General features: G+C 57.9%; 24 protein-coding genes and 1 tRNA gene. 14 read left to right on the top strand and 11 right to left on the bottom strand.

Translation table 11 applies throughout. The annotated features are described in order from the left end of the window. Positions 1-52 precede the first annotated feature (52 nt). Positions 53-128: transfer RNA gene (locus ACIPLA_RS24615), tRNA-Gly, on the top strand. A 280-nt stretch (positions 129-408) separates the two neighbouring features. Here ACIPLA_RS24615 and ACIPLA_RS24610 read toward each other — a convergent pair. Next, positions 409-1,275 (bottom strand): helix-turn-helix domain-containing protein, encoded by an 867-nt coding sequence (locus tag ACIPLA_RS24610; protein ID WP_401176708.1) that lies wholly within the window; start codon positions 1,273-1,275, stop codon positions 409-411. Positions 1,276-1,683: 408 nt separating this feature from the next. Between ACIPLA_RS24610 and ACIPLA_RS24605 the strand changes: the two genes are divergently transcribed. From ACIPLA_RS24605 to ACIPLA_RS24555, 11 genes are all read left to right on the top strand, one after another. After that, positions 1,684-1,875 carry a Flp family type IVb pilin gene (locus tag ACIPLA_RS24605; RefSeq protein WP_052964891.1) on the top strand — a complete coding sequence of 64 codons (192 nt, stop codon included), beginning with the start codon at positions 1,684-1,686 and terminating at the stop codon, positions 1,873-1,875. Positions 1,876-1,901: 26 nt separating this feature from the next. Then, the gene (locus ACIPLA_RS24600; RefSeq protein WP_123494625.1) at positions 1,902-2,438 is read left to right on the top strand and encodes a prepilin peptidase; all 537 of its coding nucleotides are present in this window, start codon (positions 1,902-1,904) and stop codon (positions 2,436-2,438) included. Positions 2,439-2,440: 2 nt separating this feature from the next. Beyond that, a complete protein-coding gene (locus ACIPLA_RS24595; protein ID WP_401176703.1) occupies positions 2,441-3,775 on the top strand; it encodes an AAA family ATPase in 1,335 nt (444 codons plus the stop codon). Between the two features lie 15 nt (positions 3,776-3,790). Then, complete coding sequence (gene cpaB, locus ACIPLA_RS24590) at positions 3,791-4,597, top strand: Flp pilus assembly protein CpaB (protein ID WP_401176701.1); 807 nt, start codon at positions 3,791-3,793, stop codon at positions 4,595-4,597. A 75-nt stretch (positions 4,598-4,672) separates the two neighbouring features. Beyond that, entirely contained in the window at positions 4,673-6,019 is a 1,347-nt protein-coding gene (locus tag ACIPLA_RS24585) for a TadE/TadG family type IV pilus assembly protein (RefSeq protein ID WP_401176698.1), read from the top strand. Between the two features lie 11 nt (positions 6,020-6,030). Next, positions 6,031-6,510, top strand: a complete 480-nt coding sequence (locus ACIPLA_RS24580; RefSeq protein ID WP_401176695.1) for a TadE/TadG family type IV pilus assembly protein — start codon at positions 6,031-6,033, stop codon at positions 6,508-6,510. After that, on the top strand, positions 6,510-7,004 hold the full coding sequence (locus ACIPLA_RS24575) for a TadE/TadG family type IV pilus assembly protein (RefSeq protein WP_401176692.1): 495 nt from the start codon (positions 6,510-6,512) through the stop codon (positions 7,002-7,004). Before ACIPLA_RS24580 ends, ACIPLA_RS24575 begins: the two co-directional genes overlap by 1 nt. Next, positions 6,998-8,218, top strand: a complete 1,221-nt coding sequence (locus ACIPLA_RS24570; protein ID WP_401176689.1) for an AAA family ATPase — start codon at positions 6,998-7,000, stop codon at positions 8,216-8,218. Before ACIPLA_RS24575 ends, ACIPLA_RS24570 begins: the two co-directional genes overlap by 7 nt. Before the next feature lie 3 nt (positions 8,219-8,221). Next, positions 8,222-9,664: a CpaF family protein gene (locus ACIPLA_RS24565; protein WP_401176687.1), complete on the top strand. Its 1,443-nt coding sequence runs from the start codon at positions 8,222-8,224 to the stop codon at positions 9,662-9,664. Continuing rightward, entirely contained in the window at positions 9,661-10,647 is a 987-nt protein-coding gene (locus ACIPLA_RS24560) for a type II secretion system F family protein (protein WP_401176684.1), read from the top strand. Before ACIPLA_RS24565 ends, ACIPLA_RS24560 begins: the two co-directional genes overlap by 4 nt. A 29-nt stretch (positions 10,648-10,676) precedes the next feature. After that, positions 10,677-11,642 carry a type II secretion system F family protein gene (locus tag ACIPLA_RS24555; protein WP_401176681.1) on the top strand — a complete coding sequence of 322 codons (966 nt, stop codon included), beginning with the start codon at positions 10,677-10,679 and terminating at the stop codon, positions 11,640-11,642. A 731-nt stretch (positions 11,643-12,373) separates the two neighbouring features. Here the strand turns inward: ACIPLA_RS24555 and ACIPLA_RS24550 are convergent. From ACIPLA_RS24550 to ACIPLA_RS24520, 7 genes are all read right to left on the bottom strand, one after another. Next, positions 12,374-12,643: a DUF3613 domain-containing protein gene (locus ACIPLA_RS24550; RefSeq protein ID WP_218397766.1), complete on the bottom strand. Its 270-nt coding sequence runs from the start codon at positions 12,641-12,643 to the stop codon at positions 12,374-12,376. Positions 12,644-12,661: 18 nt separating this feature from the next. After that, entirely contained in the window at positions 12,662-13,372 is a 711-nt protein-coding gene (locus ACIPLA_RS24545) for a tetratricopeptide repeat protein (RefSeq protein WP_401176678.1), read from the bottom strand. A gap of 113 nt (positions 13,373-13,485) precedes the next feature. Next, positions 13,486-14,715, bottom strand: coding sequence for a type II and III secretion system protein family protein (locus tag ACIPLA_RS24540; protein WP_218397762.1), 1,230 nt, complete (start codon positions 14,713-14,715; stop codon positions 13,486-13,488). Positions 14,716-15,086: 371 nt separating this feature from the next. Continuing rightward, positions 15,087-15,344 (bottom strand): hypothetical protein, encoded by a 258-nt coding sequence (locus ACIPLA_RS24535; RefSeq protein ID WP_401176674.1) that lies wholly within the window; start codon positions 15,342-15,344, stop codon positions 15,087-15,089. A 113-nt stretch (positions 15,345-15,457) separates the two neighbouring features. Further along, on the bottom strand, positions 15,458-16,015 hold the full coding sequence (locus ACIPLA_RS24530) for a hypothetical protein (protein ID WP_401176671.1): 558 nt from the start codon (positions 16,013-16,015) through the stop codon (positions 15,458-15,460). A gap of 82 nt (positions 16,016-16,097) precedes the next feature. Then, a complete protein-coding gene (locus tag ACIPLA_RS24525) occupies positions 16,098-16,901 on the bottom strand; it encodes a putative hydro-lyase (RefSeq protein WP_401176669.1) in 804 nt (267 codons plus the stop codon). A 91-nt stretch (positions 16,902-16,992) separates the two neighbouring features. Next, positions 16,993-17,940: a LysR family transcriptional regulator gene (locus ACIPLA_RS24520; RefSeq protein WP_401176666.1), complete on the bottom strand. Its 948-nt coding sequence runs from the start codon at positions 17,938-17,940 to the stop codon at positions 16,993-16,995. A 253-nt stretch (positions 17,941-18,193) separates the two neighbouring features. On the opposite strand from ACIPLA_RS24520, the gene ACIPLA_RS24515 reads away from it, so the two are divergent. Continuing rightward, complete coding sequence (locus ACIPLA_RS24515) at positions 18,194-19,477, top strand: MFS transporter (RefSeq protein WP_185022051.1); 1,284 nt, start codon at positions 18,194-18,196, stop codon at positions 19,475-19,477. A 119-nt stretch (positions 19,478-19,596) separates the two neighbouring features. Then, positions 19,597-20,838: an OprD family porin gene (locus ACIPLA_RS24510; RefSeq protein WP_401176663.1), complete on the top strand. Its 1,242-nt coding sequence runs from the start codon at positions 19,597-19,599 to the stop codon at positions 20,836-20,838. Between the two features lie 66 nt (positions 20,839-20,904). On the opposite strand, the gene ACIPLA_RS24505 is transcribed toward ACIPLA_RS24510, so the two are convergent. From ACIPLA_RS24505 to ACIPLA_RS24495, 3 genes are all read right to left on the bottom strand, one after another. Next, entirely contained in the window at positions 20,905-21,543 is a 639-nt protein-coding gene (locus ACIPLA_RS24505) for a LysE family translocator (protein ID WP_218397755.1), read from the bottom strand. 1 nt (position 21,544) lies between these two features. Continuing rightward, positions 21,545-22,315, bottom strand: coding sequence for a 2OG-Fe(II) oxygenase (locus ACIPLA_RS24500; protein WP_008070203.1), 771 nt, complete (start codon positions 22,313-22,315; stop codon positions 21,545-21,547). 92 nt (positions 22,316-22,407) lie between these two features. Next, the gene (locus ACIPLA_RS24495) at positions 22,408-23,034 is read right to left on the bottom strand and encodes an alanyl-tRNA editing protein (protein WP_401176659.1); all 627 of its coding nucleotides are present in this window, start codon (positions 23,032-23,034) and stop codon (positions 22,408-22,410) included. Positions 23,035-23,092 lie beyond the last annotated feature (58 nt).

The raw sequence follows: 23,092 nt of genomic DNA, 5'->3' as shown, positions 1-23,092 counted from the left end.
CCGCCCTTTCACGGCGGTAACAGGGGTTCGAGTCCCCTAGGGGACGCCATTTGCGGGAATAGCTCAGTTGGTAGAGCACGACCTTGCCAAGGTCGGGGTCGCGAGTTCGAGTCTCGTTTCCCGCTCCAAATTCAAAAAAAACGCCGCTCATTGAGCGGCGTTTTTTTATGCGCGTTATTTGTCATTTTCATTGATTGGAATAAAAACCTTCGGGTAATCCGTAGCAGCTGCCGAGCCTGCGAGGCTGCGTTCGGCTGCGCAGCAGTCGTAAAGTCAGAATTCGCGGTGTGTCAGACAGTCTGCGTCGGCCGGAATCACGACTGCTGCGCAGCCGAACGCAGCCTCGCAGGCTCGGCAGCTGCTACAAGGAATGCGTCGTGGCTGAAATTGTGTGAGGGTAAAAACGCCTCAACTTCCGAGGCTCTGTACCAGGCTTTCGAGCACTTCAGCGGTTGTATCCTCCAGCGCCGGTTGCGCTGCCACTGCTCTGAGTTGGCAGGTCAAACGGTATTCGCTGGGTGTGCAGTTGACGAACTGCTTGAAGGCGCGAGCGAAGTAGGACGGGTCCTTGAAGCCGGCTTCATAGCCGATGCTGGTAATAGGCATCTGGCTATTGTCGAGCAGTTGTTTGGCGAAGCTCATGCGCTTGTTCAGGATGTAATCGGTAAAACCGACGCCATTGGCTTCCTTGAACAGGCGGCTGAAGCGAAAGGTCGTCATGCCGCAGCGCTTCGCCAGCTCCCTCTGATCGATGCTGTCGCGAAAGTGCTGGTCGATGTACAGCATGACGTGGCTCAACGCCTGGTGTTTTTGGTGTCCCGAGGTCAATCGGATGCTGTCCGGCAAGGTCGGGGAGTGATCGATCAGCGAGGTCTGGCCCTGGCCGTTGGCATTTCGGCGCAACTCGCACAGCTGCACTACGGCCGTCAGGTAACGCTTTCTCTCGTTGGATGAGAACGGCAACACCATGTATTCCCAGACACTGGAACGCATGGCCCATACCGCCAGTTCTTCCGAGTGCTGCACAGTGAACATGGTGATCGGGATGGTGGGGGTGGTACGTTTGATCTCCAGCAACAGCCTCAAGCCCGGCGTGTCGGGGCGATCAAAATGGATGCAGATCATGTCCGCCTGTTCCCCGATGGGCAACGCGGAATTTATCGCCAATTTGCAGTCGCAGGTACCCTCGAACTGCGCGATGAGTTCCTTCGTGGAATGATCGTGGGTCAGATCGAACCACAGTAGCGATGGCCTTCTGGTCAAATTGGACGTCATGTCTCTACTCTGGGGTTCTTAGCGCCGCTCTTCGCTGAGTAGTATTGTCAACGTGCACTGACTTTGCAGATTAAATGCTTATAAAGAACTGATATTTTAGTTCTATACGCTCTATATTTCGTTGCAAAGCCGTTACACCCAGTTGTTTGTCAGCGTGGATCGATGTCCCGAGCCGCAACCGCTCGTCGCTTGTGAATCAACGGCAATCGCATTCGCAAGTCATTTCCTTTTTTTGCCCTGCCGTTCCTTTCAAAAGCCAACTACCTGGTAGTTGGTGCCCCCGCAAAAAAGTCCTAGTGATGTGCAAAATCTTCCTAACGCCTATGCCTTGCCCCTGACTAGTGTTGCATCCAGGCAGAGCAGAACGCACTGCCTCCGGAAAAACAACATTCGAGTGAGGTGGGCAAAATGATCATGCAAACAATCAAGGCTTCGGTAGTGAAGTTCGCCAAAGACGAAGACGGCCTGACCATTGTGGAATACGCAGTGGCGGGTGGGCTGATTACAGCAGCTGTTGTCGTAGCATTCACCCTTCTTGGTGGGGTGGTGGACACCAGAATCCGGCAACTTTGCAACGCCATCATTGCTGGTTCTTGCTGATAACAACTCTGCTAGGGAGATGCGCGATGTCCATGGAACAGCTGGCAGCTACCGTAGTGCTGATAGGACTGCTGGGCGTAGCGGTGGTGAGCGACTTGCGTCGCCACCGCATTCCTAACCTGCTGATCCTGGTGGGTCTGGCCTTGGGATTGGCCGGCCAGACTTATTCAGGTGGGCTCAGCGGGATGGGGGACGGCCTGCAGGGGCTTCTGATCGGTTTTGGGCTGTTTTTGCCCATGTATGCTCTGGGCGGCATGGCTGCCGGCGACGTCAAGCTGATGGCCATGGTTGGCAGTTTTCTACCCCCCCATTTCGCTTTGTGGGCTGTGTTCTTCAGTCTGCTATGGGGAGGCTTGTGCGGTTTTCTGATCGTGCTGGCGCGCGGTCAATTGTTGCAGACCCTGGGGCGCTATCGGCTGATGTTTCGGGCACGGGCCTACATGGCACCGAACTCGGACGAGGTGGCTGGCAAGCCCTTTCCTTATACGGTAGCGATCCTGCTCGGGACGTTGAACAGCGTCTACTGGCAACTCGTTGTCGGTGGATTCGGATTCGGAGGTTAGTCATGCACGTCATCGTCGATAGTGATGCCTACCCCAGCGATAGGGAAGCGGTGCAACGGCTGGCTCCTCAGCCATGCACCATCCGCGAAACCGGTCTGACCGACAGTTTTCTCGGTGAGCTGGTGTGCAAGCATTTGCATGACGCCGGTGTGCTGGACATGTCGCGGCTGGTGGAGCGCCTGGCGTTGACCGGCGCTGTACTAGAGGAGGTCCTGGCGTTTCTGCGCAAGGATGGCCGTGTCGAAGTGCTTGGCCAGATGGGGCCGCAAACCACGAGTGGGCAGATGCTGCGTTATGGCCTGACCGAACGCGGTCGCAGTGCCGCCCGAGATGCCCTGTCACGTAGCGGCTATATCGGTGCGGCACCTTTCCCAGTGAGTACTTACCGTTCCCTGATCAAAATCCAGACCATTCACCACGGTCGCATCAACGCCGACGATATGCACAGGGCCCTCGCGGGCGTAGTGCTCACGGAGGGGATGCTCGATCAGTTGGGTGTGGCGCTGAACTCCGGGCGCGCGATCATGATTTATGGCCCCGCGGGTACCGGCAAGACGTATGTCAGCAGTCGGCTGATTCGTCTGTTCGCTGAAGCGATCTGGGTGCCTCATGCCATCGTCATCAACGAGTCGGTGATCGAGATCTATGACCCGCAGGTGCATCAACGTCTGGATGACAACAGTCAACCGAACAGTCTGATGCTCAACGAAGGGATCGACCGTCGTCTGCTGTGCTGCAAACGCCCGATTGTCATTACGGGCGGCGAGCTGAGCATGGAACAGCTGGACGTTCGCTATGACCCCTACACCCGTCAATACCAGGCCGCCTTGCAGCTCAAGGCCAGTAATGGCTTGTTCATCATCGACGACATGGGACGCCAGCGCATGGCTCCGGCCGAACTGTTGAACCGCTGGATCGTACCGATGGAAGAGAAGCGCGACTTCCTCAACCTGGGCGGCGGCCGGCATTGCGAGTTGCCGTTCGATCTTATTCTGGTGTTCTCCACCAACCTCAATCCCCTGGAGCTGGCCGATGAGGCCTTTCTTCGCCGGATTGGCTACAAGCTGCAGTTCGGTTACCTGAAGCCTGAGGAGTACGAAAAGATCTGGCGACAGGAAAGCGAGCGTCTGGGCATTCCTTTTGACCCGCTGCTGCTGCGTTATGTATTGCAAAGGCTTTATGCAAGTGAAGGCATGCCCCTGGTGCCTTGCCATCCCCGCGATCTCCTGAACATGGCCCTCGACCGTCAGCGTTACCTGGGCGGTTCCGGAGCCCTGTCGCCCCAGGAGCTGGAATGGGCCTGGCACAACTATTTTGTCCAGCTCGACTTTCTTTGAAGCGGAGATACTGACATGAGCTCTCGTACTGTTTCCCTGATAGGCATTTCTCTGGTCATGGGCCTTGGGGCTGCATGGATGGCTGACTCCTGGCTGAGCGCACGGCTCAATGCCAGCCCGGATGACCACCTTCGAAGCGTGGTAGTCGCCACGGTCGAGATTCCATTCGGGCAGATGGTCGAGGCTCAACAAGTCACGACCATGCGCATGCCCATAGATACGATACCGGACGATGCTTTCGACTCCAGCGAGAAGGCAGTGGGCAAGATCGCAACGTTCGACATCCTGAAGGGCGACATCATGCGCGGCGCGCGCCTGAGCGAGCACTTGGGTGGCAGTACCCTGGCGTCTCTGATTGCGACAGACAAACGTGCCATCTCGGTCCGCGTGGACGACGTGGTCGGTGTGGGCGGGTTCCTGTTACCGGGCAACCGGGTCGATGTACTGGCAACCAAACGCACTGATGGCACCGGCAACAACGCCGTGTCCAAGACCATCCTCGAGAACTTGCGGGTGTTGGCAGTGGACCAGACCGCAGGTACCGACAAGACCCAGCCGGTAGTGGTACGTGCAGTGACGCTGGAAATGACGACTGCAGAGGCTGAAACCCTGGTTACCGCACAAACGGAAGGCAAGTTGCAACTGACCTTGCGCAATCCGCTGAACGACCAGAAGAAAATCGCGGCCGTTGCGCCTGCACCTGCGGCACCGGTCATGGCGATGGCCGCTGCCCCGGCGCCAAAACGCGTGGTGCAGCGCAGCAGTGGCGGAGCTATCACCATTATCCGCGGGATCGAAACCAAAGTAGTCAACATTCGCTGATAGAACGCAACAGGCGCCTGGACACCCAGGTATTGGCGGAGCCGATCCGGATCAGTATCGGTAAATGAGGGCTTGATGATGAATCTTCGAATTCAGCAGCCGTTCACTGCGACGCCAAGGCGCCAGGAAGGTTCGGTGAGCGTATTGATGGTGATCGCGTTGGCGGCGATGGCGATGATGGCGGCGTTGGCTCTGGACGGCGGACACATGTTGCTGAACAAGACGCGCCTGCAGAATGCGGTGGACGCCGCCGCCTTGAGTGGTGCCAAAACCCTGAGTCAGGTGATGGGGGGTATCAATTCTGCCAGCGCGACGCAGGCTGCGGCGCTCAATACTCTGGCGCAGAATGCTAATGCTGCGGGCAACAATGAATTGGCCACGGCGGTCGCCGGCAGCCCAGGCACCTTTGCGGTGGTGGAACTGTCCAGCAGCGTCTATGGCCCGTTCTCCTTTCCCGGGCCGGCGGATGCCAAATACGTTCGGGTATCGGTACCGAACTATAGTCTTACGGAGTTTTTCTGGAGCTTCGTCCAGACATTCGGCACCGGCGGCTTGGGGAACAAAAGAGTGGCGGCGATCGCCACCGCTGGACCCAGCCCTACCAGCCCGTGTGATCTCGCCCCGTTGATGATCTGTGGCGACGCGACCCAATACGACCCTGACGCTGGCATGTTCTGGGGCTTCCAGTTTGGTGATTTGCAAGTATTGAAGTCGGCTGCCGGCAATTCGTCCCCCATTGGCCCAGGCAACTTCCAGTTGCTCGATTTCGGCTCGGGCGGCAGCACGGTCAGGGACGACCTGGCTGGAGGCGGCTCGGTCTGTCGCAACGTGGGGGAAAATGTCCAGACCGCGCCTGGCAACAAGGTCGGCCCTGCGTCTCAAGGCCTGAATACACGCTTTGGCATCTACAACGGTCCGGTCAGTGCTTCGAACTATCCGCCAGACCTGGTGACCGCGTCCAGCAACCCTCAGATTACTTACAACGATTCAGTTACCCCGGCACAAGCGCAATACAAGGGGCAGCCTGTCACATCGAGCGATGGCAACCTTACGGCAGGTGGCGAGGCAATAATGGATTACAACGACTGGCGTGCCAGCGTGGCCGCGTGCGTGGCAGGGACCGGCAGTGGCTGTGAGAGCAATGGAGTGTTCGAGCGCCGGATGCTGAAAATCGTGGTGGGTGAATGCACTGGGAAACAGGGCGGTTCAACCTCGATCCCTGTCCTGGGTTTTGGCTGCTATTTCGTAGTGCAGCCCATGAACGGCGGCGGCACGGAGGCGCAGATTTTCGGGCAGTTTGTGAAGGAGTGCGAAGGTGACAACGTGTCCGGTCCTAACCCGATGAACGATTCCGGCCCGCAGATCATTCAGCTCTACAAAACCTATCTCAACGGCAGCGGCACTCCGAGCACCGACTCGTAGGAGGGGACGTCATGAGACTTCACGCGTTTAAACAGCCGCAGCGCCAGCAAGGCCTGGCCCTGGTGGAATTCACCCTCGTGCTGCCACTGTTGCTCCTGCTGTTACTGGCTTTCGGCGAGTTCGGCCGCATGCTCTACCAGTACAACGTGTTACTGCAGGCCAGCCGTGATGCCGACCGTTTCGTCGCCAGCCAGGCCTGGAACTCGACGCTCGGCGCTGTCTCTCTGAGCAGTACGCTACAGACCCAGACGAAAAACGTCGCCGTCTATGGCGTGCCTGCAAATACCGGGACCGCGGTGGTGTCGGGGTTGACGACCGCGAACGTAGTGGTCGCCGCGGTGGGCCTGGACCATGTGCGGGTCACCATCACCTATACGTTCTGCCCGGTGATTGGCAGTGGTAATTGCACCGGCTCGATTCCGGGTTTCTTCGGTAATCCTATTGCGCTGAGCATTCCGCTGGTCGCCACCACCGTCATGAGGGCACTGTGATGAATCGCAAACGCATGCGCGGCACCTATGTCGTGGAGTTCGCCATCATTGGCATGCTGGTGTTCACGCTGTTGTTCGCCGTGTTGGAAATGGGCCGCCTGTACTTCACGATCAATGCGCTGGATGAAGCCGCTCGCCGTGGTGCGCGCCTGGCGGCAGTGTGCAACATCAGCGATCCGGTGGTGTTGCGGCGGGCCATTTTCAATGCCGCGACCGACGCAGGTACGAGCCAACTGATCACCAACTTGAACACCAGCAACCTGACGCTGACCTACCTGGACGTAAATGGCGCTCTGGTGGCCAACCCCGGCGATACGAGTGGAGTTAACGGCTTTCGTGCCATCCGCTATGTCCAGTTGAGTCTGCAAAACTTCGTTTTCAATCTGTTCATTCCCGGGTTCGGCGTGCCCATTACCTTGCCCACATTCAGGGCAACCTTGCCACGCGAAAGCCTCGGGCGTCATTCCGATTCCGGGGAGATCACGCCATGCTGAATACTAAAGAAACTCCAGTCGCTACCTCGACCGGCAAAGCCGGGCTCCGGTTGCTGATCAGCAGCCGCGATGCCACCTCTTTGCGCGATCTGCAGAGTGTCTGCCAACGCATGCCCGGCCTGGAGGTGAGCACTCGCCTGGTGAGTAATGGACATGTCGACCCGCTCTACGGCCTGGACCGGATGCCCGATCTGTTGCTGTTGCGCGTCAGCCACCTGTGGCGCGAAGAGCTGGCGGCGCTGTTGCTGCACCCGGCCCATGAGCGTCCGCCGATGTTGGTCTGCGGTCTGCTGACCGAACAGGAAGGCATGCGTATGGCGATGCAGGCCGGCGCCCGTGACGTGCTGCCCGAGCCCATTGCCGAGACCGAGCTGGTTGCCGCCTTGAATCGTCTGGTCATGGAAGTTCGGACCGGCAGTGGAACAGAAGGCAAATTGATCGCCGTGATGAGCGCCAAGGGTGGCTCCGGCGGAACCTTGCTGGCCTGCAACCTGGCCCAACAGCTCAGCGCCAAGGGCGGCAGCACCCTGCTACTGGATATGGACCTGCAATTTGGCAGCGTGACGCATTACCTGGATGTGGCGCAGACGCACAGCCATCTGGAGGTGTTGCATCAGATCGACGGCATGGACAGCGTCGCGTTACGCGGTTTTTGCAGTCACTTCAGCCCGACCTTGCATGTGCTGGGTGGCCGGGCCGGTGAGCTGTGCCTGCCGCAAGATGCCCAGCCCGAACAGCTTGATGCTCTATTGAAACTGGCCCGCGCCAGCTATGACTGGGTGGTGATTGACCTGCCGCGGCAAATCGACCACCTCACCGGCTCGGTGCTGGAACAGGTGGATCGGGTGTACGTGGTGGTGCAGCAGAGCGTCAGTCATCTGCGCGATGCCAGCTCCCTGGTGCGAATTCTTCGCGATGACCTGGGTGTGCGCGGCGATCAATTGCAGATCGTGGTCAACCGCTATGACAAGGCAGCCACCGTCAGCCTCAAAGACATCGGCGAAGCGCTGCGCTGCACGAATCTGTCGAAATTACCCAACGACTTCAACCTGGTCAGCCAGAGTCAGAACACTGGCGTGCCGTTGGGGCTGCATGCGCCGAGGGCGGCGATTACTACTGCTCTGCGCGACATGACCGAGGACCTGGTCGGTCAACAAGTAGCCGGGAACAAAGGCTTACTCAAACGCGCCTTCAACCGTTTTTTCGGGGGATGACCCATGATCAGCGACTTTCGTAACCGCTTGCGCAAACAGTCCGGTAAACCCGCCGCTTCGTCGGCTACTCAGCTGGGCGACGACCTGCTGGACCCGGCAGAGGAAATAATGGCGTGGGAACGTGCGGCGCCGGACGTTCTTTACGAAACCAGAAGCCAGGTCACCCCGGTGGAAGCCGAGTGGCGGGAAAAGATCTACCAGCAGTTGCTCAAGGTCATGGACCTGTCCTTGCTGGACTCCCTTGAACAGGCCGAGGCCACGCGGCAGATTCGCGATATTTGCCAGCGCTTGCTCGATGAGCATTCTGCGCCGGTGAGTTCTGTCAGCCGCCAGTTGATCATCAAGCAAATCACTGACGAAGTGCTTGGCTTGGGTCCCCTGGAACCGTTGCTGGCCGATCACAGCGTGTCCGACATTCTGGTCAACGGCCATGCCTCGGTCTATGTCGAACGCTTCGGCAAACTGCAACGGACCGATGTGCGCTTTCGCGATGATCAGCATTTGCTGAACATCATCGACCGCATCGTCTCCAGCCTGGGTCGTCGTATCGACGAGTCCTCACCGTTGGTGGACGCCCGGCTCAAGGACGGTTCGCGGGTTAACGCGATTATTCCGCCGCTGGCCATCGACGGCCCGAGCATGTCGATTCGCCGCTTTGCGGTGGACCTGCTCAATACCGACAGCCTGATCTCGGTGGGGACATTGACCCCGGCCATTGCCCTGTTGCTCAAGGCGATTGTCCGTGGACGACTGAACGTGTTGATTTCCGGCGGTACCGGCAGCGGCAAGACCACCATGCTCAATGTGCTGTCCAGTTTCATTCCGCAAAACGAGCGGATCGTCACCATCGAAGACTCGGCTGAACTGCAACTGCAGCAACCCCACGTAGTACGCCTGGAAACCCGGCCTTCGAATATCGAGGGGCGAGGCGAGGTGAGTCAGCGGGAGTTGGTGCGCAACAGTCTGCGGATGCGCCCCGACCGCATTGTGATCGGCGAAGTGCGCGGCGCCGAGGCGCTGGACATGCTGACGGCGATGAACACCGGCCACGACGGCTCATTGACCACTATTCACGCCAACACCGCGCGTGATGCGTTGGGCCGAATCGAGAACATGGTGTCGATGACCGGGGCGACTTTCCCGATCAAGGCCATGCGGCAGCAGATCGCATCGGCCATCGATGTGGTGATCCAGCTGGAACGTCAGGAGGACGGCAAGCGCCGCCTGGTCAGCGTGCAAGAGATCAACGGCATGGAGGGCGAGATCATCACCATGACCGAAATCTTCTCCTTTGCGCGTCAAGGCATGGGTGAAAACGGTGAGGTGCTCGGCGATTATCGCCCCAGCGGCATGATCCCGGCCTTCCGCGATGTGCTGGCCAAGCGCGGTATCGAGTTGCCGCTGACGATGTTCAGGCCTGAATGGATGGAGGCACGGCAGTCATGAACAATATTCCTGGTGAATTCATTCTGATGTTCCTCGGCATGGTGTTTATCGCCGTGTTCCTTCTGTCCCAGGGGGTCGTGGTGCCGGTGTTCGGTGAGGCCGGCAAGATGCGCAAGCGCATCCGCGGTCGTCTGCATGTGCTGGAGAAAGCCAATAATTTGCCCAACATGCAGACGGTGTTGCGGCAGAAATATCTGACGCGCTTGTCGCCACTGGAGGCCATGCTCGAGCAGTTGCCCTTTATGGCGAGCCTGACCCAGATGATCGAGCAGGGCGGCCACGAATATCGTGCTTATCGGGTGATATTGCTCGGGCTGCTACTGAGCACCTGTGTGGGCATCTCGATCTGGGTGATCTCGTCAGTCTGGTGGATGGCGCTGCTGGCGGGCTTCGGGGTGTTCTGGTTACCCCTGCTGAAAATTTCTCGTGACCGTGGCAAACGTTTTGCTGAGTTTGAGGAAGGCCTGCCGGATGCGCTGGATGCCATGTGCCGGGCCCTGCGCGCCGGACACCCGTTCAACGAAACCCTGCGCCTGGTTGCCGAGGAGCATAAGGGCGCGGTTGCTCATGAGTTCGGCCTGACTTTCTCCGATATCAACTATGGCAATGATGTGCGCCGGGCCATGCTCGGCCTGCTGGAGAGGATGCCGAGCATGACGGTGATGATGCTGGTGACCTCGATCCTTATCCATCGCGAGACTGGCGGCAATCTGACCGAGGTGCTAGAGCGTTTGAGTCGCCTGATCCGCGGGCGCTTTCGCTTCCAGCGCAAGGTCAAGACCTTGTCGGCAGAAGGCCGGATGTCGGCCTGGATACTGGTGGCCATTCCCTTCGTGCTGGCGGCAGTAATCGTGTTCACCAGCCCTACCTATTTGCCGGTGCTCCTCAATGATCCGGTCGGTCATAAGCTGATCTTCGGCGCTTTTGGTGGCATGTTGATCGGGATTTTCTGGATACGCAAAATCATCCGGATTCAGGTTTAAGCGTTATTCGCCATGTGGAGGTACAGGTCATGGATTTTTTACTCGGGTTGTTCAGTCGAGTAACAGGCAATGAGGAGATGGCACGCCTGTTGTTTATCGGTGCGATGAGTCTGAGTGCAGTGCTCGCGATCATCACCGTGATGCTACTGCTATTGGGGCTGCAGGACCCAGTGCGGCGTCGCCTGGCGCTGATCAAACGCGGTCATTCGGGGAGTTCAGTCGGGCAGGATGCACCGGGAAATCTGCAGTTATTGCTGGAGCGGGTCGGCCAACGCTTTGCCTCGACTGAGGCGGGTCAGACATCCGTTACACAAACCCTATTGATGCACGCCGGTTACCGCTCACCGTCGGCAATCCAGATGTACTGGGCGGTGCGATTGTTGTTGCCACTGATATTGGTTGGCCTTGCGTTGTTGGCGTTGCCGCTGATCCCCAGGCTTTCTCTGATTACAGGGTTATTGTTGGTGTTAGCAGCAGCTGCTGTCGGCTGGTTACTACCTGCGCTGTATATCGGAAAACGCAAGCAGGCGAGGCAGGGCAGATTGCGTGCCGCCTTTCCGGATGCTCTGGACCTGATGGTGGTTTGCGTGGAGTCGGGCCTGGCCCTGCCCACGACCATCGAGCGGGTGGCTGAAGAAATGTCGGTCAGTCAGGTTGAGCTGGCTGAAGAGCTGGCCCTGGTCAATGCGCAAATCCGCGCGGGCATTTCCAGTACCGAGGCGCTCAAGCAACTGGCCGTGCGCACCGGTCTTGATGACGTACAAGGGTTGGTCAGTCTGTTGGCGCAGAGTATTCGCTTCGGTACCAGCGTGGCCGATACTTTGCGCATCTATGCCGACGAGTTCCGTGACCGCCGTACGCAGGCCGCCGAAGAGATGGGGGCGAAAATCGGCACCAAGATGATATTCCCTCTGATTTTCTGTTTGTGGCCGAGTTTCTTTCTGGTAGCTATTGGCCCCGCCATGATCGGAGTGTTCAAGGCATTCGGGAAGTAATGAGGTCCTTGCTATTGAACAGGATGGCCTTGCCAACTGAGCCTGATCTGCACTTCCCTTCCATAGGTCCACATCCCTGTAGGAAGCTGCCGTAGGCTGCGATCTTTTGATTTTTCTGGCAGGCAATTCGTTGTCCAGGCCTCTGAATCAAAAGATCGCAGCCTGCGGCAGCTCCTACAGGGATTTGCGTATGTCTGTTCATCACGACCGGGCGCTGATTGTCGCGATACGCTCGGTGACAGGCTGGTCAAGACGCAAGCAATGATTGCCAGGCACTCCTTTAAGGAGCACCGCGGTCAGGCGTAGGAGCTGGCGAAGCCTGCGATCTTTTGATTTTGATGGGCGAGGAATCGCTGAAGAGCAAAAGATCGCAGCCTGCGGCAGCTCCTACAGGGATTTGCGTATATCTGTTCATCAATGACCGGGCGCTGATTGTCGCGATACGCTCGGTGACAGGCTGGTCAAGGCGCAAGCAATGGTTGCCAGACCTCCCTTTCAGGAACACCAACGCGGTCAAGCGTAGGAGCTGGCGAAGCCTGCGATCTTTTGATGTTGATGGCCGAGGGGAATCGCTGAAGTGCAAAAAATCGCAACCTGCGGCAGCTACAGAGTGATCCGGCCAGGCTTGGATAATGTGTAGATGCCTATGCTTTCCTGCATACAACGTCTAGCCCGGCTTTGCAGCCAGGCCACTCTAGACGACACCAGAGGCTGACATCCATTGACGTGCCTCAGTTACTGCTAGGGATCTCACCGGCCATATCCTGGTCAAAAAACTCCGGAATCGGGTAGTTGAAGCTGTTCAGCCAGCGCTGCATGGCCAGGTCACGTTCGGTGGCCGAAGCGGTTTGCAGTTTGGGTGAAGCAACTATCCCGCGAATCTGTAGCTGCATCCACTGCTCGGTGCCTTTTTGCTCCTTCGAAGAGGGGCCTGGTTCAAAAGCCCAGGCACTGGTGGACAGGCAAGCCATGCACACGATCAACAGCCTCTTGGTATTCATCTCGACTCCTCGTACGTTTTACTTGGTCGCACTGGATGAGGCATCGGCTACCTCAGTTCTGCGATTCCCCTCGGAAGCCACCGCTTTTTTAGCAGAAGCCTTGAGTTTTTCCGCGCGGGTTTGAGCCTCTGCGACTTGCTGAGGACTCAAGCTGGCGCGGGTCACGAGTTCGGAAGCTGCCTTCCAGTTATCCTGATAGATCAGCAGCGTCACCATATTGATTGCCGCCAGTGAATTGGACTGTTTGAGCTCCATGGCGGTCATGAATTCAAAGCGTGCTTCAGGGATCCGTCGCTGATTGAGGTAGACCACCCCCAGGTCATTGCGCATCCTTTCGTCGGTGGGGGCCATCTTCACCGCACGCTCAAGGTGAGTGGTAGCGTTGGCGTAATCATTTTTGGCCGCGGCCAACTGGCCCAAGCCATGTTCCCCGTCGGCGGCCAGACAGGTGCCGAGCAAGCTTTGATACAACGGCCCCGCCTCGTTACGCCCCATCAAGCGCAGAACCCGAGCCTTGCGCAGGCGAACTTGAACCAAGTTGTCGGGCAAACCTTCAAGATTCGCCAGGCTGGCATACAAACGGCCTTCGCTGACCATGTTGTCGGCCAGGCTCAGGGCCAACTCTTGATCCGAACCGGGCTTGGCACATTCAGGCGGTCGCGAAGGCAGGCCATTGCTGGCACAACCTGCGAGCATTAATGTCGCCGCTATTGCAATGACTGCTTTCATCGAGTGTCCTCTGGCTACAACACGTTGAACGCCTGGCCAATGGCAATAAAGCTGGCTTGGCAAGCGTTCAAGATCACCGTTACGAGTGAGGTCGAGGCAAGTCTGATTCAGGCTCATTGCGAGAGCCCGGAGCGACTGTCGAAATCGCCATTTTCAAGAAAGAACATACGGTAGAAGTTCGGGTCGTAATTGCGCAGCTGTTCGCCAGGCAATGACGGTAGTTGTGCATTGGCAGCCAGTGGCTGGACCAGATGCGGAGTAACGATCATCAGCAGTTCACGCTCTTCACGGTTGATACTGTTGTCGCGGAAGAACGCGCCCAGAATCGGGATATCGCCCAGCCCTGGAAACTTGTTCACCTGGGAACTGTTGCGGGTGCTGATCAGGCCGCTGATGACGAAGCTTTCGCCGTCGGCCAGGGAGATGCTGGTGTCGGTACGTCGAATGGTCAGCGCCGGAACGATGGTGCCGGCGATGCTTACGGCGTTGGTGAAGTCCAGTTCACTGACTTCCGGCGCCACCTTCAGCGCGATACGGTTTTTGCCGATGATGGTCGGCGTCAGGGTCAGGCGAATACCGAATTCCTTGTACTCGATGGACACGTTATCGCTGCCGGAACTGGGCACTGGAATTGGCACTTCACCACCGGCCAGGAAGCTCGCACTCTGCCCGCTGAGCGCTACCAGGCTTGGCCGTGCCAGGGTGTAGGCGAAACCGCTGCCTTCCAGTGCGTTGATCGACACTAGAGTATCGCTTGACGCAAAAGCGAAGTTGAACATGCCGTTGTTCACCGGCACCGACGGCGTGACAATGCCGCCGACGGTGGGCAAGGTTCTCGGTGAGCCGAACAGGAAGTTGCCTTGGCGGCCAAAAATCGAGGCATTGGCTTCCTTGAGTTTGGTCCGGCTGACTTCAACGAAGCGGATGTCGGTTTGCACCTGGATCGGCAACAGCGGGTCTTCGGAAGGCACTGTCGAGACGCTGGTGAGCGCCGCGGTGGCCTTGCCCTTGACGAACACCATGCTTTGGCGCGGCGTTGTCGAACAGGCAGTCCAGACCATCAGGCTGGTGGTCCCCGGCGCCATACCGGTGAGCAAGAAGGCATTGGGGTTGTTGCCGCTGGGTTGCACGTCGGCGATTTTCGGATCGCCGACTGCCAGCTGTGTCACCGGGACGGGGACGCGCAGTTCATTCTGAAGCCCCTGACCGACCTCAAACGTTGTCGGCATATTATCCAGTTGCGAACAATTGGCCGGCGCGGCCTGAGCCGCATTCACGCTGAGGCCCGTCCAGAACAGACCATGGATAATTCGCTTGAAAGCGGGCACGGTACGATAGCTCATTAAGTGCATCCTCGCTGAATAGCCATCTTTGAGGCAAAACCAGGTTGCCTCGGATCACTACAAGGGGCCTTGGTCGGCCCTCTACCCCGCCAGACCCCTGACTAATGGCCCCGGCAACATTCTTTGGTGCTACATGCAAGCAGCTGCAATACGCTGTTCTGACTGAACGGCGAGCGACCTTCGCTATAACGGTTTTTAGTGATCCAGATGCCTGGGCTGTCAACCCGAACGATATACGCAGGCTCGACAGCAGCAGCTAAAGACGGCACTTTGCGCCGACCTGACTCCCCTAAAAAGCAACCGGCAATTAACGCACTGAGCCGGAAAACGCTTGTCAGGATCATAGTGAGGTAACTCCTTTTGCCAATCCGCTATCTGATCGCTGAACCTAACGTGGCATTTCGAACCGTTATGTCTTCTTCTTGTTTGAAAGGTAGTTCAACCAAGGCAAAGCGCCATGCTTTGAACGAAAACTTTCGATACAGATGTTGGTTTTTTTTCTGAAAAGCACGGCTAGGCCACGCAATCATTGGTATTGCGCCGGATGCTGATGGAATAAGGGGTGCTTTACGGTCCCGCGAGTTTTTCTTTGGGTTTTGCGCTGCATATTTCACAAAAACGCCACTCATTGAGTGGCGTCTTTTCAGGCGTGCCGGTTTGTACTTTTCGAATGCTGACCAATCGTAACAATGGCGTCTGGCGGGATATGACAAGGAAGCTGAATACGACTGATTGTGTCGCTCTACACCTGCGAAGTGCAGGTTGGCGTATTGGCCGTAAGGTACTGGATCACCTCTTCAAGCGTGTCTATATCAGGAGCATTGCTCACTAAGGCTTGCGAACTGCACCATGGATAATCCAGATGCGATACCCACTCCATGATGCAGTGCAGATCAGTCGCTGGCAGGGTTTTCATGTGCTCAATGGTGATAGTGAGCCTCTCGACAAGCCTCGACTCGGGGCTGAACTGCCACTCATACAGACCGCAACCGACTCGGCCTTCGCCGCAGCTCTTGTCGGACATGCCGACCAGCCATTTGCACTGGAATGTTTTTGCCTGCGGTTCTGGTGGGAGTCCCAGGCAAAAGGTATAGACGTTTTCGAAAGTCTGGCCGAATCGCCTGACGAGCACATCGCCGATAGATCCGAGGCCTTCAACGTGGGGTGGAAACGAGATAGATCCGGTGTGCACGACCATGTCCAGTATCGCGTCTGGCGCAAAGGCCTGGCGTAACAAATGTGGGCGATTACTGTCCTTGGCTTTTATGTACTGTTGAATCGATAGTTGAGCAGTGTTCATTGTTTGTCCGTCGAATCCCTATCAAGTTGAGAACATCCTTATCCGAGGCTCACGTTACTATGCCACGCGAGCCCGCACTCATTTACAAAGCGCTATTCAAAACATCCGTTACCAGCATGCAGCCGGGGGCGTGGGTGATGCACAGCGGCGGACGCGAAGTTTGCACCACCGATTGCGGGGTCACACCGCAGGCCCAGAATACCGGGATTTCGTCGGCTTCGACTGACACGGCATCGCCGTAGTCCGGGCTGCTTAGTGAATCGATGCCGATCAGCGCCGGATCACCGATGTGCACCGGTGCGCCGTGGACGTTGGGCATGCGTGCGGTGATCTGGATCGCCTGGATCGCAGCGGCGGCCTTCATCGGGCGCATGCTCACTACCAGCTTGCCGCTCAGGCGAGCGGTAGGGCGGGTGTCTATGTTCGTCCGGTACATGGCAACATTGAGCCCCAGATCTATGTGCCTGAGGGCGATGCCGGCATCCAGCAGCGGTTGCTCGAAGGAGAACGAGCAACCGATGGCGAAGGCCACCAGATCGTCCTGCCACAAATGTCCGATATCCGCCGGTTCTTCGCTCAGTTCGCCATGGCGATAGACCCTGTATCGGGACACCTCGTGGCGGATATCAATGGCTGTGCCGAGATTGCGAAAATACGGATCACCGGGGTCGGTAACGTCGAGCACCGGGCAAGCCTGACGATTGAGCGTGCAATACCGCAGAAACTCGTTAGCCCAATCATTGGGCAGAATCACGATATTGGCTTGCACCCGACCTTGGGCCAAGCCGCTGGTGTGGCCCCGATATTGTCCGGCAGCGATGCATTGGCGCAGGGCCAGTGGAACGCTGTGCTTCAGTTGTTCGAACGACAGGGTGGGTTGGCTCATCACGGCATCTCTTCAGGTTCGATGACCCTTTTTAGAAAACCATGACGATGCCGTCCAACCAGGAATGTTGTTACCCCCCGACAACTAAAAGTTATTCAAGGGACCGTCGGCTGTTGAGACCGGGTGCTGGAACCATTCGAAGCGGGCCGACATCCGCTGCGTATTGGGAGACCACTTGGCGGCTCATGTCGACGATGCTTTCGATCAACTCCAGGCCGACGCCGGCGCGCCATGAAGCCACGACATCCAGCTGCGGCAAGCGAGTACCTGGTTCCAGCTGAATCAGCTCGCCGCTGGCCAAGGGCTTGGCCACCAGCGCGGCCGGCAAGGCGCCAATACCGAAGCCGTCACGAATCAGCCGGGTCATGGCCGACACCGAGTTGACGCAACTGACGCGTGGCGTGCTAATGCCGTGGGCGTGCAGCAGGTTGAGTACATCCTGATGCGGCCGGGAGTTTTTGACGAAGGTGATGATGCGCTCGCTGGCCATTTCAGCCAGTGAGGCATAGGGGCGGGCATAGATTGAGTTACTGGCGGCGATCCAGTGCATGGGATAGTGCGCCAGTTCGAGGTTGCGCACACTTTCGTGGCGGATCAGGTCCGTCTGGAACACGATGTCCAGATAGCCCTTTTGCAGCTGATCGCACAGATTGCGTGCGGCGTCGGCCGTGATCTCGATTTCCACGGCGGGGAAGGTCTGCATCAAGGTTGACATCAACGGGCTGAGCCAAGTGTGGATCACCGTATCCATCACACCGATGCGCACCAGGCCCTGTTGCGGGTTGGTGTTATCCAGTGACTGTTTCAACGCTCGCTGAACCTCGAGCATCTGCTCGGCGTAGTCGAGCACCTTGAGGCCTTCCAGCGTTAGCGATACCCCGCGCGAATCGCGCACGAACAAACGCAGGCCCAACTCTTCTTCCAGCGAGGCAATCCGGCTGGAGATAGCCGCCTGAGTGCTGAACATTTTCTCTGCGGTAAGGCTGAAGCTTTGCAGGCGTGCGACCCAGACGAAGGTTTCGAGAAATTTGAGGTTCATGGCGGTTTTCCCACAGGGATAAGCGTTCGTCGCATTGCAATTGTTACTCCAGAGTTCGTCGCCGGGGGTATCAAATTTTCTTATGCATAACCTCGTTTTTTTCCCGTTTGACGCAGTTTGGCCTTGGCGCGAAGAATCCGCTCCACGACGCAGCCACTGCGTCTGCCCCCCCACGACAACGCCTTCACAAAAAAATAATGAGGCGTGTCCGTCATCTTCGCTTGCTGCCGCAGGAACTCCCATGGAAAAGACCATGACTGACCACGTGCTTTCAGGTTCGGGCCGCACCGGCCCGTTCAGTTGGTACGGCCCCCTGTCGAAAAATGAAAAGCGTACCTTCTGGAGTTGCAAGATCGGCTATGCCCTGGATGGCATGGACACACAGATGCTCAGTTTCGTCATTCCGACCCTGATCGCCACTTGGGGTATCTCCAAGGGCGATGCCGGGATGATTGGCACTTGTACGCTGCTGGCCTCGGCAGCGGGTGGCTGGATCGCCGGAATACTGTCCGACCGCATCGGTCGGGTGCGCACCTTGCAACTGACGGTGCTGTGGTTCGCCTTCTTCACTTTCCTCTGCGGACTGGCACAAAACTACGAGCAACTACTGGTGGCCCGGACCCTGATGGGCTTTGGCTTCGGTGGTGAATGGACAGCGGGTGCGGTGCTGATTGGCGAGGTGATTCGCTCCAAGGATCGCGGCAAGGCAGTGGGCATGGTGCAGGCCGGATGGGCGCTGGGGTGGGGGCTGACGGCATTGCTCTATGCCGGATTATTCAGTTTTCTGCCACCAGAAGAGGCCTGGCGGGCGCTGTTCATGATCGGGTTGGTGCCAGCACTATTCGTATTGGTGATCCGCCGACTGGTCAAGGAGTCGGACACCTTCGAGCAGGCCTGTATTGAGCGCAAGGCCAAGCCTGAAAAGGATTCGCGTTGGGCCTTCTTCGAAATTTTCGCGCCTCGGATGCTCAGTACCACCTTGCGCGCTTCGTTGCTGACCACTGGCGCGCTGGGTGGTTATTACGCGATCACCACCTGGTTGCCGACTTACCTGAAAACCGAGCGCGGCTTGAGCGTACTTGGCACTGGCGGCTACCTGGCGATGGTGATCGTCGGTTCCTACATTGGCTATGTGACCAGTGCATTGCTGACCGATGCCATCGGCCGAAAGAAGAACTTCATCCTGTTTGCCGTCGGCTCCATGGCGATCGTTCTGGCCTACACCCAACTGCCCATCGACAACACCTGGATGCTCTGGCTGGGCTTTCCGTTGGGTTTCTTCGCTTCGGGCATTTTTGCCGGCATGGGCGCTTTTCTGACCGAGTTGTTTCCGACCCGCATGCGCGGTTCGGGCCAGGGCTTTTGCTATAACGCCGGGCGTTCCATTGCGGCGCTGTTTCCATTGTTCATCGGTGCGCTGAGCGAAACGTTGCCGATTGGTACGGGGATCGGAATCTTCGCTGCCGGTGCCTATGGCGTGGTGATTCTGGCCGCGTTAAGCCTGCCGGAAACCCGCGGTCGCCAACTCGAATCCTGAACCCCGACACGTCTGGGCCATTGTGCCCAGACGTCGCTGATCCATTGCTAATCGACAAACATCGGCCGCGATCGCAACGCCCCCGAGAGGGCTCGCTCGCGTCCGGAACAGGAGCAGGCATGAACTATTCGCTTTCCACCCAACGGTTGTACCTCCCGGTCGGCACATTGCTCGGGTTGAGCTTGCTCGGCGCACCGGCCGCTCAGGCGGATTTCATTACCGACAGTAAAGGCAGCCTGGAAGCACGCAACTTTTACTTCAATCGCGATTTCCGCCAGGACGGCTCGCGAGACAAAGCCGAGGAATGGGCACAGGGTTTTCTGTTGAGGATGGAGTCCGGGTATACCGCTGGCACGCTGGGGTTTGGTCTGGATGCACTGGGCATGGCCGGTTTTAAACTGGACTCCGGCGGCGGCACGGCGGGCACCAATCTGTTGCCGCCGGATTTGTCAGGCGGCTCGCAGGATCGCTATGGCGAGTTGGGCCTGACCGCCAAAGTGCGTTTGTCCAAGAGCACCCTGAAGCTGGGGACGTTGCAGATCAAGGATCCGGTGGTGAACTCCAACGACACTCGCCTGTTGCCGTCAACTTTCAAAGGCGGCCTGGTCAATGTGCAGGAAATAGACCGTTTGAAGCTCACCGCCGGTCAACTCACGCAGATAAATTTTGTCGATTCCACTGACTACCAGGACATGACTGCCAATCGCATCGGCGGGCAAAGCGACAAGTTCCAGTTCGCCGGGGCTGACTATCAATTCCTGCCGAACCTGACAGCGCAGTACCGCTACGGCAACCTGGAAAATATCTACCAGCAAAACTACCTCGGATTGGTGCACCTGCTGGATCTGGGGGCCGGTCAGTCGCTCAAGAGCGACGTGCGCTATGCGCGCAGTATTGAAGATGGCAACTTTCGTGACCTCGACAACCAGGCTCTCGGTGCGATGTTTACCTACAGTCGCGACGGCCACGCGCTGGGCTTCGGCTACCAGCGCATGAGCGGCGACGATCCGTTTCCGTACATCGGCCGCAGCGATCCGTACCTGGTCAACTTCGTGCAGATCAATGACTTCGCCAACGTTGACGAACACTCCTGGCAAACGCGCTACGACTATAACTTCGCCGCATTGGGTGTGCCGGGGTTGAGCTTTATGACCCGCTATATCTCGGGGGATAACGTGCAGCGCAGTGCTGCGGGTGAAGGCAAGGAATGGGAGCGCGACACCGATATCGCTTACGTGGTGCAGGACGGTACTTTGAAAGGCTTGGGCTTTAAATGGCGCAACGCGTCGGTGCGTTCGAACTTTGGCAATGATCTGGATGAGAATCGCTTGATCGTCAGCTATACCCTGGCGCTTTGGTAGGTGTCTGGGTTATCGAACAAGAAATGATATCGACGGCCCGCCAGTCAGACTGGCGGGCCGTTTGTTTTACATCGACAGAATCAACCGGCCAGCGAACAGAATCAGGATCACACCCATGGTTCGTTCGAACCAGTGCCCCATGCGCATGAACAGCAATCGCACCCGGGCGCTGGAAAAGAACAGCGCCACGATCACGAACCACAAGGCGTTCACGAAACACATCCATAGCCCGTATAGCGCCTGAATCTGCAGCGGTGTCGTGGCACTGATGATCGTGGTGAAGATCGCCAGGAAAAACAGCGTGGCCTTGGGGTTGGTGGCGTTGGTTAGAAACCCCGTGCTGAAGGCCTTGAACAAGGTCTGCCGTTCAGTTGACGCCTCTGCACCCTTGTCGCCTTCAATCGCTGATTTGGGTTTGCTGCGTATCAGGCTCACACCGAGGTACAAAATGTAGGCCCCCCCCACAACCTTGGCCACCGTCAACAACCAGGGTGTGGTGTGCATTAGCGCACCGACGCCGAGCAAGGTGTAAAGCACATGCACGGAAATGCCCGCGCCGATGCCCAGGGCCGTGCAAATCCCCACTAAGCGGCCGAAACGCACGCTTTGGCGGATGGTCACGGCAAAATCCGGTCCGGGGGCGACCACGGCCAGAAAGTGGATGGTTGCCAGCGCCAGAAACTCGCCCAGGTAATTCGAAAACATCTCAGCTCCAGAAAGTCAGGGGTGAAGCATTGCCGCGATAGCCGACAAAGAACGAAAGGCTCAATCGCGGATCGTCCACCCCCGGGGTCACCGAGTGCATGCAGCGCGAATTGAACATGATGAAATCACCCGGCTCAGGACGAATCTCCAGGGTCGGAGGGCCAAGCAAGGCCGGGTCGATGCCGTAACTGTCGCCACGCATTTCATCGAACTGGTCCGGAGAAATGTCGTGGTCCCACATCTGCAACGCGCCGCCCTCGGTCGGCATGTTCAGGTAGACGTTGCAGGCGAACTGCGCTTCCAGGCTTCTGGCCTGGAAGCTGTCCGGGGCGTCCTTGGCGAAAATGTCGTGATGGGCGAGGAAGCACACCCCGGGTTTCACGACCCGGGACAGGCCCACATACATCTTGCGGCCATAGAGATTTTCCAGGTGCGCCCCCGCCGGCCAGGACTCGTCGAGCATGCAGCGCAACGTGTCGACAGGAGAGGAGTAGGGCGCACAACGGCTGCGCAACTCGGCGATATTGCTGGTGGCGCGCTCGAAATAGTCTTCGATCAACAGCGGTTGGTTTTCCGCTTCATAAAACGCCATGCCAATGCGGCCGATACTCGGCGCGTTGATGTAGCCTTCGAAGCCGGGGGCGAGGATCTTGTCGCCGATCTGGATCGCCAGCGGCCCAGGCAACAAGCCCTTGACGCGGATGGCGAGGACTTCTTCGTTGGCCAGTTTTTGTATGCACGTCTCATCGAGACGCTCGACGTCAAGCATCATGTCTTTAGGTCCATCTATCGATAGTCAACAGAGCCCGCGAATGCAGGCTCCCCCGGCGTCAGGCGATGACGGGGCCGACATCGCCCAAATGTTCAGTCCACGCTGTAGTGGACTGACAGCGTTCCCTTTTTCTGTGAAAGGGAAGCGATCGTGACCGTGCCCAAATCCTTCAGGCTCCGTACATGGGTGCCGCCGCAACCGTAGGCGGGCAGTTCACCGAAACCGATTTCCCGGGCGCCTTCGCGCAACGACGTCAGGCGCGGCAGGTCATGGGCGATCCATTGCGTGATGCCGTGTTGAATCGTCTGGGCATCGACCTCCTGCGCGCTATCACTCGGTTTGAACTGAACGCGTCCTTCATCGGGCCAGTGATGAGCCTTGATCGGCATCCAGCCCATCGCCTGGACGAAGTGACCAATCAGGTGACCCGCCGAATGCATGCGCGTGTTGAACCGGCGGCGTTGCTCGTCGACCCGAATCTGGGTCATGCCGAGTTTTACCGGGTGGTCGACGAAGTGGATGATCCGGTCAGGATCCTGAATCACGCGCATCACCTGGCTTTCGCCGATCCAGCCGGTGTCCCAGGGTTGCCCGCCGCCTTGAGGATGAAACAGTGTGGCCCGCAGCACCACAGCGAATTCGTTCTCCTGAGGTGTGCATTCCAGGACTTCCACGTTGGCCTTGAGCTCATCACTATGGAAGAAGAGGCGAAGCGTCATATTCCATGCTCTTATTAAAGTTTCTATTTTTATTATATGAATCGTGGAATTGCGTGAT

Source organism: Pseudomonas sp. NPDC086112 (assembly GCF_044746425.1).
Classification (GTDB): Bacteria; Pseudomonadota; Gammaproteobacteria; order Pseudomonadales; family Pseudomonadaceae; genus Aquipseudomonas.
This window is presented reverse-complemented; position numbering and strand designations above follow the sequence as displayed.

Bases quoted from the DNA above. Each gene is read 5' to 3' on its own strand.
- ACIPLA_RS24500 (WP_008070203.1), bottom strand. From the start codon at position 22,315: ATGATGCTTGACGTCGAGCGTCTCGATGAGACGTGCATACAAAAACTG.
- ACIPLA_RS24505 (WP_218397755.1), bottom strand. From the start codon at position 21,543: ATGTTTTCGAATTACCTGGGCGAGTTTCTGGCGCTGGCAACCATCCAC.
- ACIPLA_RS24520 (WP_401176666.1), bottom strand. From the start codon at position 17,940: ATGAACCTCAAATTTCTCGAAACCTTCGTCTGGGTCGCACGCCTGCAA.
- ACIPLA_RS24570 (WP_401176689.1), top strand. From the start codon at position 6,998: ATGCTGAATACTAAAGAAACTCCAGTCGCTACCTCGACCGGCAAAGCC.
- ACIPLA_RS24525 (WP_401176669.1), bottom strand. From the start codon at position 16,901: ATGAGCCAACCCACCCTGTCGTTCGAACAACTGAAGCACAGCGTTCCA.
- ACIPLA_RS24560 (WP_401176684.1), top strand. From the start codon at position 9,661: ATGAACAATATTCCTGGTGAATTCATTCTGATGTTCCTCGGCATGGTG.
- ACIPLA_RS24535 (WP_401176674.1), bottom strand. From the start codon at position 15,344: ATGAGTGGCGTTTTTGTGAAATATGCAGCGCAAAACCCAAAGAAAAAC.
- ACIPLA_RS24540 (WP_218397762.1), bottom strand. From the start codon at position 14,715: ATGAGCTATCGTACCGTGCCCGCTTTCAAGCGAATTATCCATGGTCTG.
- ACIPLA_RS24510 (WP_401176663.1), top strand. From the start codon at position 19,597: ATGAACTATTCGCTTTCCACCCAACGGTTGTACCTCCCGGTCGGCACA.
- ACIPLA_RS24515 (WP_185022051.1), top strand. From the start codon at position 18,194: ATGACTGACCACGTGCTTTCAGGTTCGGGCCGCACCGGCCCGTTCAGT.
- ACIPLA_RS24575 (WP_401176692.1), top strand. From the start codon at position 6,510: ATGAATCGCAAACGCATGCGCGGCACCTATGTCGTGGAGTTCGCCATC.
- ACIPLA_RS24495 (WP_401176659.1), bottom strand. From the start codon at position 23,034: ATGACGCTTCGCCTCTTCTTCCATAGTGATGAGCTCAAGGCCAACGTG.
- ACIPLA_RS24595 (WP_401176703.1), top strand. From the start codon at position 2,441: ATGCACGTCATCGTCGATAGTGATGCCTACCCCAGCGATAGGGAAGCG.
- ACIPLA_RS24550 (WP_218397766.1), bottom strand. From the start codon at position 12,643: ATGAATACCAAGAGGCTGTTGATCGTGTGCATGGCTTGCCTGTCCACC.
- ACIPLA_RS24530 (WP_401176671.1), bottom strand. From the start codon at position 16,015: ATGAACACTGCTCAACTATCGATTCAACAGTACATAAAAGCCAAGGAC.
- ACIPLA_RS24565 (WP_401176687.1), top strand. From the start codon at position 8,222: ATGATCAGCGACTTTCGTAACCGCTTGCGCAAACAGTCCGGTAAACCC.
- ACIPLA_RS24545 (WP_401176678.1), bottom strand. From the start codon at position 13,372: ATGAAAGCAGTCATTGCAATAGCGGCGACATTAATGCTCGCAGGTTGT.
- ACIPLA_RS24605 (WP_052964891.1), top strand. From the start codon at position 1,684: ATGATCATGCAAACAATCAAGGCTTCGGTAGTGAAGTTCGCCAAAGAC.
- ACIPLA_RS24600 (WP_123494625.1), top strand. From the start codon at position 1,902: ATGTCCATGGAACAGCTGGCAGCTACCGTAGTGCTGATAGGACTGCTG.
- ACIPLA_RS24555 (WP_401176681.1), top strand. From the start codon at position 10,677: ATGGATTTTTTACTCGGGTTGTTCAGTCGAGTAACAGGCAATGAGGAG.
- ACIPLA_RS24585 (WP_401176698.1), top strand. From the start codon at position 4,673: ATGATGAATCTTCGAATTCAGCAGCCGTTCACTGCGACGCCAAGGCGC.
- ACIPLA_RS24580 (WP_401176695.1), top strand. From the start codon at position 6,031: ATGAGACTTCACGCGTTTAAACAGCCGCAGCGCCAGCAAGGCCTGGCC.
- ACIPLA_RS24610 (WP_401176708.1), bottom strand. From the start codon at position 1,275: ATGACGTCCAATTTGACCAGAAGGCCATCGCTACTGTGGTTCGATCTG.
- cpaB (WP_401176701.1), top strand. From the start codon at position 3,791: ATGAGCTCTCGTACTGTTTCCCTGATAGGCATTTCTCTGGTCATGGGC.